General features: G+C 61.1%; 9 protein-coding genes and 1 pseudogene. 6 read left to right on the top strand and 4 right to left on the bottom strand.

The genetic code is table 11. From position 1 onward, the window contains the following. Positions 1-462 precede the first annotated feature (462 nt). Positions 463-2,532, top strand: a complete 2,070-nt coding sequence (locus tag FXN63_RS21915) for a polysaccharide lyase domain-containing protein (RefSeq protein ID WP_148817538.1) — start codon at positions 463-465, stop codon at positions 2,530-2,532. 126 nt (positions 2,533-2,658) lie between these two features. On the opposite strand, the gene FXN63_RS21910 is transcribed toward FXN63_RS21915, so the two are convergent. Continuing rightward, entirely contained in the window at positions 2,659-3,606 is a 948-nt protein-coding gene (locus FXN63_RS21910) for a GlxA family transcriptional regulator (RefSeq protein ID WP_148817536.1), read from the bottom strand. Positions 3,607-3,733: 127 nt separating this feature from the next. Between FXN63_RS21910 and FXN63_RS21905 the strand changes: the two genes are divergently transcribed. The 3 genes and pseudogenes from FXN63_RS21905 to FXN63_RS27160 all read left to right on the top strand — a co-directional run. Then, positions 3,734-4,534 (top strand): SDR family NAD(P)-dependent oxidoreductase, encoded by an 801-nt coding sequence (locus tag FXN63_RS21905; RefSeq protein ID WP_148817534.1) that lies wholly within the window; start codon positions 3,734-3,736, stop codon positions 4,532-4,534. Between the two features lie 47 nt (positions 4,535-4,581). Continuing rightward, entirely contained in the window at positions 4,582-5,343 is a 762-nt protein-coding gene (locus tag FXN63_RS21900) for an SDR family oxidoreductase (protein ID WP_148817532.1), read from the top strand. Between the two features lie 67 nt (positions 5,344-5,410). Next, positions 5,411-5,818: pseudogene (locus FXN63_RS27160) on the top strand (VOC family protein); the annotation flags it as partial. A 79-nt stretch (positions 5,819-5,897) separates the two neighbouring features. Here the strand turns inward: FXN63_RS27160 and FXN63_RS27155 are convergent. Together FXN63_RS27155 and FXN63_RS21885 are read right to left on the bottom strand one after the other, a co-directional pair. After that, positions 5,898-7,304: a lysozyme inhibitor LprI family protein gene (locus FXN63_RS27155; protein WP_246164935.1), complete on the bottom strand. Its 1,407-nt coding sequence runs from the start codon at positions 7,302-7,304 to the stop codon at positions 5,898-5,900. A gap of 111 nt (positions 7,305-7,415) precedes the next feature. After that, the gene (locus tag FXN63_RS21885) at positions 7,416-7,694 is read right to left on the bottom strand and encodes an SDR family oxidoreductase (RefSeq protein WP_342791198.1); all 279 of its coding nucleotides are present in this window, start codon (positions 7,692-7,694) and stop codon (positions 7,416-7,418) included. Between the two features lie 318 nt (positions 7,695-8,012). Between FXN63_RS21885 and FXN63_RS21880 the strand changes: the two genes are divergently transcribed. Then, complete coding sequence (locus FXN63_RS21880) at positions 8,013-9,350, top strand: acyl-CoA dehydrogenase family protein (RefSeq protein WP_148817529.1); 1,338 nt, start codon at positions 8,013-8,015, stop codon at positions 9,348-9,350. Next, the gene (locus FXN63_RS21875) at positions 9,347-10,486 is read left to right on the top strand and encodes an LLM class flavin-dependent oxidoreductase (RefSeq protein ID WP_148817527.1); all 1,140 of its coding nucleotides are present in this window, start codon (positions 9,347-9,349) and stop codon (positions 10,484-10,486) included. The genes FXN63_RS21880 and FXN63_RS21875 overlap by 4 nt, the downstream gene beginning before the upstream one ends. Before the next feature lie 21 nt (positions 10,487-10,507). Here the strand turns inward: FXN63_RS21875 and FXN63_RS21870 are convergent, their stop codons facing one another. After that, positions 10,508-11,884, bottom strand: coding sequence for an LLM class flavin-dependent oxidoreductase (locus FXN63_RS21870; protein ID WP_148817525.1), 1,377 nt, complete (start codon positions 11,882-11,884; stop codon positions 10,508-10,510). Between the last annotated feature and the right edge of the window lie 43 nt (positions 11,885-11,927).

The following is an 11,927-nucleotide window of genomic DNA, read 5'->3' as shown; positions in this document are numbered from 1 at the left end:
AATGGGTGGAAATGGTGCGCGGCGCTGGGGATCAAATGCAGAAGGGAATGACAACTGATCGCATCCGTCGGCAAGACAGGCCGATCCTCAGCGGAGCAAAGCGCAGGCGATAAAGGGCGAGGAAAATATCGCTGCATTTTTAATGCGAACGATTTGATCCTGCTCAGTTTTTGCGCGAGATATACGTGTTAGGGAAAACTATATATGGCTCAGTTGACTGCTTCCTGAATTTTCCAATAATCAAGTAGGCAGATACCCGCCCAAAAGAGATAGATCGCCGATCGAGGCTTGTGCTGTTTATCCAGCAGGGTTTGAATAAAGCACTGTGCGCTTCGATATTGTTCAGCTGTTTGTATGGAAGGTGATAACTGCCTGAAATCAGCGTCTTATCGATGCAAGCGTTAGCCTCATTATTGGAATCTACGGATAAATATGAAAACGAGCGGATGGAAACTGGCTTGCATGGCGGGGGTCTTGGGCACGCTGGCAATCAGTCACGGGGCGATTGCCAAGCCCGTGAAGGCATCGGGCGGCGCTGCTGTCGATCGCGTGTCGGGTCAGGACCTGTGGGTTGAACCGCCCACACTGAAGTCGATCGGCTTGGAGTGGCGCATCAAGGGCGACGCCAATCGCAATGCCTCGGTGGCGGTGGACTATCGCAAGGCCGGCAGCGATGCTTGGCGCAAAGCGCTGCCCCTGGTCCGCCTGCAAGGCGAGAAGATCGGCAACCTGATTCCGCCCAAGGCCGATTTCCATCCCGATCCGAACAACTACACCAGCCCGAACATGTTCGCCGGCAGCGTGCTTGATCTTGAACCTGATACGGCCTACCAAGTGCGCCTGACCCTGTCGGACCCCGAAGGGGTAGATGGCGCGCGCATACAGACAGTGAACGTGCGTACACGGCCCGAGCCTATGCCTGCGGCTGGTGGCAAGGTCTATCACGTGTATCCCATCGGCTGGACCGGTGAGAAGCAGGAACCTGCCTTCACGGGACTGATGGAGGCCTATTACCACGGGGCCGCCAGCTCGGACTTCCAGGGCACCTACCCGGCTCGCGTGCAGCCGGGCGACACCATCCTGGTCCATGCCGGTGTCTACCAGTCCGACCGCGTGCGTTACCTGAACGGCTTGCCGCACCCCGGCTACAACGCGCTGAGCACGCTGTTCGACGGCACCTATTACCTGACCGCCAGTGGCACAGCGGAAAAGCCCATCGTCATCAAGGGGGCAGGCGATGGCGAGGTGATCTTCGACGGCAACGGCGCGCAGACCTTCTTCAACCTGATGGCCGCGAACTACAACTACTTCGAGGGCATCACTTTCCGCAATGCCAACCTGGTGTTCCTGCTGGGCTACAAGAACATTGCCGGGGCCAGCGGCTTCACCTTGAAGCACTCACGCCTGTACGACATCGGGCGCGGTGTGCAGGCCGAATGGTCGGGGTCCAAGGATTTCTACATCGCCGACAACAGCATCGTCGGGCGTCATGACCCGGCAAAGATGATGGGCTGGCGTGGCAAAGACTGGTCGAATCTGCCTGGCTTCCCAGAAAAGCTAGGTGGCCCCGAGGGCTCGGAATACGGCGTGAAACTGTATGGCCAAGGGCACGTGGTGGCGCACAACTATGTGGCCAACTGGCATGACGCCATCGACGTGGCAACCTACGGCGATCCCGACGTCGATGACAAGGGTCTGGAGAAGCGCGACCGCGTGCCGGTGTCGATCGATTTCTACGGCAACGACATCTTCAACATGGGTGACAACTGCATCGAGGCCGATGGTGGCGCGCACAATATCCGGGTGTTCGACAACCGCTGCTTCAACAGCATCAGCGGCGCACTGAGCGCCACGCCACTGATTGGCGGCCCGGTGTATTTCTTCCGCAACCTGGTCTACAACACCACCAGCGAAGGCGTGATGAAAGTAAGGACCGCCGCCAACGTGCTGCTCTACCAGAACACCTTCGTCGGCGAAGTGGAAATGAATGCGCCGAACCAGTTCATCGCCAACAACCTGATCTTGGGTGCCAGTGCCACTACGCCGCTGATGCGTGTCAGCAGCTATACCAACTACTCCAATTCCGACCACAACGCCTTTGGCGTGAATGCCTCGGCACCGCACGCCTTCGAGTGGAACACGCCGCCCTTCGAGATCGGCATGGACTGGGTCACCCCGCTGACCGCACGACGCTTCAAGACGCTGGACGCATTGCGTGCTGCCACTGGCCAGGAGCGGCACAGCGTTGCCGCTAGCTATGCCGATCTGGTGCATGTGTCGGCCCCGGTTGGTGCCGACATCCAGCATCTGTATCTGCCGGAAGATTACGACTTCCGGCCGGCGGCGAATTCCAGCCTGGTGGATGCGGGCGTGGTGTTGCCGACCATCAACGACGGTTTTGTCGGCAAGGCTCCCGACATCGGAGCGTTCGAACTGGGTGCACAAGTGCGCAGTTACGGCCCTCGCAGACCAGTGCCGGGTGCCGTGGGCGGCAATGCGACGCTTCGGTCCATGACAGGGCCAAGCCAATAAAAGCGGGTGTTGTCTGAGCGGGTGTGTGGGCGAACAGAATCACGCATACACCCGCTTCAGGCAAAGATCGGGCTCGGCCACCTCCGCAGCGTGATCACGTTCAGGCTAACTATGTCGGTGACGACATCAGGCACTTGGCCGCGCGTCACGACGCATCAGTTGTGGCGCGCGGCCAAAACCACGAATGAAAGCCTCGCGCAGATGACGGCGGTCACGAAAACCGGTTTCCTGGGCGATCGTTTCAAGCGAATGCCGGCTTTGTTCGATCATGTTGCGCGCGGCTTCCAGGCGTAGCGCCTCGATCGCCTTCGCCGGCGATTGACCGGTTTCAGCCGTGAACACACGGCTGAACTGGCGCGGGCTCAGGTGCACCCGTTCGGCCAGTTGTTCGACGCTCAGATCCTCGGCCAGATGTTGTCGGGCGTAGTCCAGCGCCTGCTGGATGCGGTCCGACTTGGGCGCGAGCTTGAGCATTTCCGAGTGTTGAGACTGGCCGCCTGCCCGACGTTGATTCATCACCAGTCGGTGTGCCACCGAGCGGGCAACCTCTGCCCCCAGATCTTTCTCGACCATGCCCAGTGCCAGGTCCAGCCCTGCCGTCATGCCCGCCGAGGTCCATACCGCGCCGTCGGTGATGAAGATGCGATCGGACTCCACCTGGATGTCCGGATGGCGTCGCTGCATGGCGTCGGCGTAGGACCAGTGGGTGGTGGCACGACGGCCGTCGAGCAGGCCGGCCGCCGCCAGTACGAAGCCGCCTGTGCACAGCCCGCCCACGCGGCGAGCCTTGGATGCCACACGTCGCACAAAGTCCACCACTGCTTTGCTGGGCAGCACGTTGACGGGGTCCAGCACTCCGCCTACCAACCAGGTGTCGGCGCTGCTGCGCGACGTGAGCTGCCGTGTGCCAACTGTCAGGCCCAACGAGGAGCGAACCTCGCCACCGTTTGCCGAGTAGTTCTGCACGCCGTACCAGGGCTCGCCCACCACCAGGTTGGCGAACTCGAAAACGGCTTGTGAGCCCAGCGCCATGACTTGAAAACCATCTGCGAGCACGTAGCCGATGCGGTGCATAGCGGGCCTTGTATGGGTATGTCTTAAAACATGACTATAAACGTCATTTGAGACATTGTCGCGTTGCTTCAAGATTCACTCCATCGCAGCACAACACAACAAACACATTCGCAACGGAGCAGCAGACATGACACACAGCACTTTGGGTACCGCACTGATCACTGGCGCATCGTCGGGCATCGGTGCCGTTTATGCAGACCGCCTGGCCGCTCGCGGCTACGACCTGATCCTGGTGGCCCGTGATCGCGAGAAACTCAACGCGCTGGCCCGCGATATCAGCAACCGGACCGGCCGCTCGGTCGAGGTGCTGGCTGCCGACCTGCTGGCCGCCGATGGCCTGGCTCTGGTCGAACAGAAGTTGCAGCAAGACGCCAGCATCACCTTGTTGGTGAACAACGCCGGCGTGGGCATCCACACCCCGCTGCTGCAAAGCGACGTGGCTGCCATGGGCCGAATGGTTGACCTGAATGTCACGGCCCCAATGCGCCTGGTGTATGCCGCCGCACCCGCCCTCGTGGCACGTGGACATGGCGCGATCATCAACATCTCGTCGATCGTCAGCATCTCGCCGGAAACGCTGAACGGCGTGTATGGCGGCAGCAAGGCCTTCATGCTGGCCTTCAGCCAGTCGCTGCATCACGAACTGGGCAGCAAGGGCGTTCGTGTGCAAGCCGTGTTGCCCGGTGCCACCGCCACCGACTTCTGGGCCACCGGCGGCCTGCCGGTTGAAAACCTGCCGACCGAGATCGTGATGCGTGCCACCGACCTGGTCGATGCGGCGCTGGCCGGCTTCGACCAAGGTGAGGTCGTGACGATCCCGTCGCTGCACCAGGGCGAGCAGTGGGATGCCTTCGAGGCCGCTCGTCTGGCCATGGCTCCGAATCTTTCTCGCGACGTCCCGGCCCCGCGCTACCGCGCCGCTGTCTGACCTTCCGCTCACTGACCTTCCGCTCATCCACATTCAGGACGCACATCATGCAACTCACCAACAACACGATTCTCATCACCGGCGGCGCGTCCGGCATCGGCCGCGGCCTGGCAGAAGCTTTTCATCGCCTGGGCAACCAGGTCATCATCGCGGGCCGCCGCAAGGCCTTGCTGGACGAGGTGGCAAGTGCCAATCCCGGCATGGACAGCATCGTGCTGGACATCAGCGACGCTGCCAGCATCCGTGGTGCGGCCGACGCGCTGATTGCCAAGTACCCAGGGCTGAACGTGGTCATCAATAACGCGGGCATCATGCCCTTCGACGATGCCGCAGGTGCGCTCGACGACAAGCAGGCGATCAAGCTGGTCAATACCAATCTGCTGGGACCGGTGCGCGTCAGTGCCGCGTTCATCGAACACCTGAAGCGTCAGCCGCAGGCCACCCTCATCAACAACAGCTCGGTGCTGGCCTTCGTGCCGCTGGCTGCTACCGCGTTGTACTCGGCAACCAAGGCCGCGATCCATTCGTACACCTTGTCGCAACGCTTCGCGCTGCGTGACACCAGTGTGCGGGTGCTTGAAATTGCACCGCCCTGGGTAGACACCGACTTGGTGCACAAGAGCGGTGATTCGCGTGCCATGCCGCTGGACCAGTTCATTGCTCAGACCATGGACAAGCTTGTGTCGGCCACCACCGAAGTCGTGGTCGATGCGGTGTTGCCCATGCGTGCCAATCCGGGTGAAAACGAACATGCGCTGGTGAATCAGTTCAACCAGATGTTGGTCGAGAATCCGATTCCCGTGGCGTGATCGTTCGGCCGTCGCATTCTGCGACGGGTGCTGCCTGGGTTGACTATCCTTAGGATGCTGGGAAGCAATGCTGGCCCGTGCGGGGCAATGGCAAAATACAGCGTGTCTTGCCAGCCCGTTTCTTCCATTGTCGATGGTCTCGATGAATCCCGTTTCCTACTTTGAAATCCCCGTGTCTGACCTGGATCGCGCCGTTGATTTCTACACGGCCGTGTTTGGTCATACGTTCGAACGGATGAACATCGATGGCAACGACATGGCCTTGTTTCCGAATGCCGAAGGCGCAAGCGGAATCAGCGGCGCGCTCGCCAAAGGCGACAGCTATATGCCTGGCACTGCTGGCGCGCGGGTGTACTTCACAGTGACGGATATTCAGGCGGTGCTCGCGCGTGCCGTTGCTGCTGGCGGCGCGGTGCTGTACCCGGAAACTGCAGTGGGCAACATCGCCTGCGTTGCAGAAATCCAGGATAGCGAAGGCAACTGCATTGCGCTTTATGCTGCCTTGCCCCTGGACGCCAGCCCCTTGGACACCCGACCCTGCTTCAGCACGGTCTTCAGATACCGTTGTTGCCTTCTACCGCTTTCAGTGACGTGGAGACATCGGTGGCCGTGCGTTTTCCTGTCACGTTGTAGGTCTTGCTATCGTTTTCCGCCGCGCCTGGACGTGAGACCGAATACATCGCAGCCAGCCCTTCCTTGTTGTCGTAGCCGCCGAACCAATCGATCAGACGACCAATGTGGCAGACACCATCTTTCTGCACAGGGAAGTCCGCGACGATCTCGATGGTGTAGTGCCCAGGGCCGGCCCCGTAATAAGCGTCGCGGTCGTCCTCGCTGGTGTTGGCCGGGATCGGGCAGATGGGCTCGCGTTTTGGCATGGACGGCTGACGGTCCTGGGCCACCGTGACCTTGGGCAAGGCCTTCGTCAAAGCGCTGTGCAGCTTGTCGTCCAGCGTCGTGCGTGTCTTGCCGTCATCGCTTACCTGCACCTTCGGAACCTGCAGGTTGTAGCGGTAGTGCACGGTCACGGCCGGTACCTTGCCTGCGGGTTTCAATGCGCGCATCAGGTACAGCGTGTCTTCTCCGTAGTAGCCCACGCGATAGGCTGCGTAGACGCGTCCTTGCAGTCGCACCCAGGTGCCGTCCTGGTTGGCACCGCGTCCGTTCAATGAATAGACCGAGGTGCCGTCAACGAATTTGCCACCGTCTCTGCGACGGGTGCTGATGTAGTTGAACAGCCCCGTGCCGCCGATGTAGTCGTCGATGATCAGGTCGCGTTTGCCATCGCCATCCAGGTCGATCAGTGCATAACGCGAACTGCCGTTCTCACTTTCGCTCACCAGGTCGGTGGCCTTCAGTGCACGCCATTCATCTTCGTTGACGCCCTTGGGTCGCTTGCGCGGAAATTCTGCCGGATCGTCGCTGTTCGGCACGGGCTCGTTGGCAAATGCCGTCATGTCGGCATCCGGAATGCGGAACGCATTCAGGGCATTTTCCAGCGGAAACTCCGGGTTCTTTTTCAGCTGCTCGGCAATCGCGGTCTTCAGTTCCTCGGCAGCCTGAAGATCGGTGTCGTCGGGCTGGTAGGCCGCAGCAAGCCGATGCTGGTCGATCAATGTCGCCGTGCGCTCGTCGTAGGCATTGCGCAGGCAGCTTGCGTTCGCGCCGCAGCGATTGCGCACCTGCAGCCAGGCGCGTTGGGCATCGCGCACCGCGGCAGATTTTGACGCGTCTGCGGCAAGCATGCGCGAATACGTATCGGCCAGACGGGCGTCACGTTCAAGCAGTTCAGGATCGGCACAGATTGCCTTTTCCGTCGCGGTTGCTGCACGTGCGCAGTTCATGCCCGCAGCCTGTGCCACGGTGGGCGACGCAGCCCATGCAAGAGAGATCAAAAGCGCGGGAAGGGTGTGGCGAAGTTGCATGGGCGAGATGTCGTGGGCGGCAGAAGGGAAGGGCATCCTGGGTGCCATGTCGAAGACGGCATGACCCCCGTGCCGGCTAACGATACCTAGAACCTCGGCACAATGTTGTTAGGAAAAACATCACGCTGATGCTGCCTTTCGATCGTCTTACAGCAGCTGTCCGCCGGAAATATCGAAGGTCGTGCCGTTGGCCCAGGCCATGTCATCGGAAAGAATCGCGGCGACCGCAGCACCGATGTCGTCTGGCTGGCCCACGCGTCCCAGTGCAATGTCTTGTGCCACATACGCATTCACGTCGTTGTTGTCGCGCACTGCGCCGCCGCCAACGTCGGTGGCAATGGTGCCCGGGGCAATCTTCAGCCGCGAATATCTGCGACATTTCGGCGTACGGCCTGCGCGCGATGCGCGGCAGATACGGCAGACCATCCGCACATCCGGGGCGGAGCAGGATGCTTTGAATGTCCAGCCAGGCTGATCCAAGATAGTCGGTCAGTACCGTTTGATCCTGCCCGATCATCTCAAGCGATGTCGATGGCACGCAGGCGATATCAGGTCGGCGGCTCGATCCGCTGGATCTCTATTTTTTCTTGTTCAAGCAAGGCTTGGAATTGCAATGCCAGGTTTTTTGCATCGGCATTCCACGAATGCTTTTGCACGTGCGCCCGAATTTAGTCATGCATAAATGATCGTTGGTCCGAGGCCGGCTGCTCTCTACCATGTCGTGTTCGACATTTGACCTGGCCCATGTCAACCGAACACGCTGATTCAATCGACCCCACCGATTACCACGCGCTGGCTGCGCGTTTCCGACCGGTCTTCGACCGCATTGCACAGGGCGCAGCCCAACGCGACAACGAGCGTGTGCTGGCGTATGAACCCATCGCCTGGTTGCGCGAAGCCCGCTTCGGCGCGTTGCGTGTACCGGTGGAACTTGGCGGCTTTGGTGCATCCATCGAAGACTTGTTCGAGCTGTTCATCGAGCTTGGTGAAGCTGACTCCAATCTGCCCCAGGCTCTGCGTTCACACTTCGGTTTTGTGGAACGATTGAATGTCGAAATCGCCGCCGAGCATCGCCCGCGCTGGCTTCGCCTGATTGCCGAGGGGGCCATCTTTGGCAACGCCACGACAGAGCGTGGCGAGAACACGCCGGGTGAACTGTCAACCACCTTGAGCCAGACCGACGATGGCTGGCGCTTGAACGGTGAGAAGTTCTACAGCACCGGTTCCTTGTACGCAGACTGGATTCAGGTCGCCGCCAAGCGCGACCAACCGATGCCGCCGAATCACCAGAGCTTTGCGATTGTGGCGGCGAATGCGCCGGGCGTGGAACTGGTGGATGACTGGTTCGGTTTCGGGCAGCGGGCCAGTGCATCGGGAACGACGCGTTTCACCGATGTGCATGTGCCGGCAGATCAAGTGTTCTCTTACGCGCGCAATACGGCCACGCCGATGACGGCAGTTTTTCAGCTGACGCATCTGGCCACGCTGGCTGGCATTGCACGCGCGATCTTGCGTGATGCAAGCGCCTATGTGCGGGCGCGCAAGCGAACCTTCAGCCATGGCGCGGGTGACTCGGCTGCCACCGATCCGCTGGTGCAGCAGGTGGTCGGCCAGTTGTCGTCGGCCTCGTTCACCGCAACGGCGCTGGTGCGTGCAGTGGCGCGCAGCCTGGGTGACGCTGACCGCGCACGCATACGTGATGGTCGCGCCGACGACGCGTTGTTGCAGCGGGTCGAACTGGAAACGGCACAAGCGCAGATTGCGCTGGCCGACGTAGTCGTGGGCGCGGCAAGCAAGCTTTTCGATGTGGGTGGGGCCTCGTCCCTGCTGGAAGACATTCGGCTTGACCGGCACTGGCGCAACGCACGCACGCTCACGTCGCACAACCCGACCATCTACAAAGCCAGACTGGTGGGTGACAACGAAATCAACGGCACTGCGCCATCGTTCTATTGGGCGGTGGGTGCGAAAACGCAGGGGGTGAATGAGCCCGGCGTAAATCAGTCCGGTGTACATCAGCCCGGTGTAAATCAGTCAAGCACGAGCAAGCACGCCCCCGGCGTTGCGGGAGTCCAGGCATGAGCATTCATCTGCACTGGTATCTGCCAACCAATGGCGACAGCCGCGACATCGTCGGTTCCGGTGATGACTCGCATCGCATCGATGGCGTGGCAGGGGCGTTTCGTCCAGCTACGTTGGACTATCTGAAACAGGTAGCCGGCACGGCAGAGACGCTAGGGTTCGAGGCTGCGCTGACCCCCACCGGCACGTGGTGCGAAGACGCATGGATCACGACGGCCGCGTTGTCGCAACACGCGCGCCGCCTGAAGTTCCTGGTGGCGTTTCGTCCTGGCTTCATTTCGCCAACGCTGGCTGCTCATCAGGCCGCAAGCTTTCAGCGGCTGACGGAAGGCCGTCTGCTGATCAACATCGTGACGGGTGGCGATCCGGTGGAGCAGCGTCGCTTCGGTGACCATGCCGACCACGCGCAGCGATACGCGCGCACGGGTGAATTTCTGCAGGTGTTCCGCCAATTGGGCGAGCGTGCGGGGTCAGGCAAGGCGGTGGACTTCCAAGGTGAGCATTATCAAATCGAGGGTGCAAACCTGCTTGCTTCCCCCTACGCACCGCCGCCGGTGTTCTTCGGTGGGGCAAGCCCGGCTGCCGAGCAAGTGGCCGCGCAATACGCCGACACCTACCTGGCATGGGGTGAGACGCCGAGACAGATTGGCGAACGTTTTGAGCGTGTGCAGGGCTTGGCGCGACAGCATGGTCGCAGTCTGGAATACGGCATTCGACTGCACGTCATCAGCCGCGATACGGAAGCGCAGGCCTGGGAACAAGCGGAACGTTTGCAGTCTGCGGTGTCACCCGAGCGGGTGCGCGAAGCGCTGGCGCTGTTTTCGCGGACCGAATCCGTGGGCCAGCAGCGCATGACCGCCTTGGTCAGCAAGCTCGGCGCTGATGCCGTTGGCCGCAGCGCGCGCAACCTGGAAATCTCGCCGAACCTGTGGGCGGGTTATGGACTGGTGCGTGGGGGCGCAGGCACTGCGCTGGTCGGCAGCCATGCGCAGGTTGCCGAGCGCATCGCCGAGTACCACGCGCTGGGCTTGACCCACTTCATCTTGTCGGGCCAACCGCATATCGAAGAGGCGTATTGGTTTGCCGAGGGGGCGGGAGCCATCTTGCGCAAGCGGGGGTTGTGGACGCCTGCGTGACAGGCGTCCGTGCGCGTTGCCTCAGCCGCGCAAGCTCCCCCGCAGTGCCCCACCCGGATGCCGAGCGTTCAGCAAGGGGCCGTCTCCGAACAGCTTTTCGCGCAGCGTGCCTTCCCGATATTGCGTCTTGAAGGCTCCGCGCGATTGCAGTTCGGGCACCACCATGTCGACAAAGCGCTGCAGTGAACCCGGTGACACGATGCGCACCAGATTGAAACCGTCGATGCCGGTTTCATCCACCCACGAGATCAGTTCGTCAGCGACTTCCGAAGGCGTGCCGAGAATGAATGGCGCACGTGCGCCAGGCACCCCGAAGTCGGCAACTTCGCGCACGGTGAACGGGCGAGGCGCATTGATCGTCAGGTGTTCGACAGTCGATTGCACAGCATTGCTTTTGACGAATTGCACCGCGTCGTCCAAGGCAATGTCGGCAAAGTCGATGCCCGTCCACCCCGCGACCAGCGACAGCTGTCCTTGTACGTCAAGGTAGCGGCGGTAATCTTCCAGCAGGTCTTGAGCCTCGCCGCGTGACGCGGCCACCACCACGTTGCAGCCCAGGAATGCGGCAATGTCGTCTGGCTTGCGTCCGTATCGGACCGCTTGTTCGCGCAGCGTCTTTACCGAGCGTGCCACCGAGCCTTTGCTGGTGCCGTTGATGAACACGCATTCTGCATGTTGTGCCGCGAACGCAATGCCGCGTTGCGAGGTGCCGGCCTGATACAGCACGGGCGTGCGCTGGGGCGATGGTTCGGAAAGATGGCGTGCATTGACCTGGTAGTACGGGCCGTCGTGTTTGATCACATGCACTTTGTCGGGATGCGTGAAAATGCCGCTGGCGCGATCGCGCACGACCGCACCGTCTTCCCAGCTGGCTTCCCATAACTTGTAGACGGCTTGCATGAAATCGTCGGCGGCATCGTAGCGAATGTCGTGGCTGCGGATGTCGTTCAGTCCCATGCCGCTCGCGCCGCTTTTCAGGTACCCCGTGACGATGTTCCAGCCAACGCGGCCGCGCGTGAAGTGGTCCAGGGTGGAATAGCGTCGGGCGAACTGGAACGGGTGTTCGTAGGTCAGGTTGGCGGTCACGCCAAAGCCGACATGCCGGGTGGCGTGTGCCATGGCTGAAATAGCAATGCTTGGGTCCAGGCAGGGGGCTTGGGCACCGCTGCGCAGTGCCGCATCGGCCGAGCCGCCATACACGTCGTAGACGCCAAAAACGTCGGCGATGAAGATCGCATCGAGCAGGCCACGTTCGGCCAGCTGCGCCATCGATGTCCAGTAATCAAGCTGGTTGTACTCGGTGCCCCGGTCGTCGGGATGTCGCCACATGCCTGCCCAGTTATGGGTGGGCGTGCTCATCTGGAAGGTATTGAGCCGCAGCTCGCGTCGGGTGCTCATGAGTCATGGTCGGCGCAAAAGGGCAGAATCTACGTGGCAGGAA

This window comes from Pigmentiphaga aceris, from assembly GCF_008119665.1.
Taxonomy (GTDB): Bacteria; Pseudomonadota; Gammaproteobacteria; order Burkholderiales; family Burkholderiaceae_B; genus Pigmentiphaga; species Pigmentiphaga aceris.
Note: the sequence above shows the minus strand (reverse complement) of the source record. Positions and strands in the feature narration are given on the sequence as shown.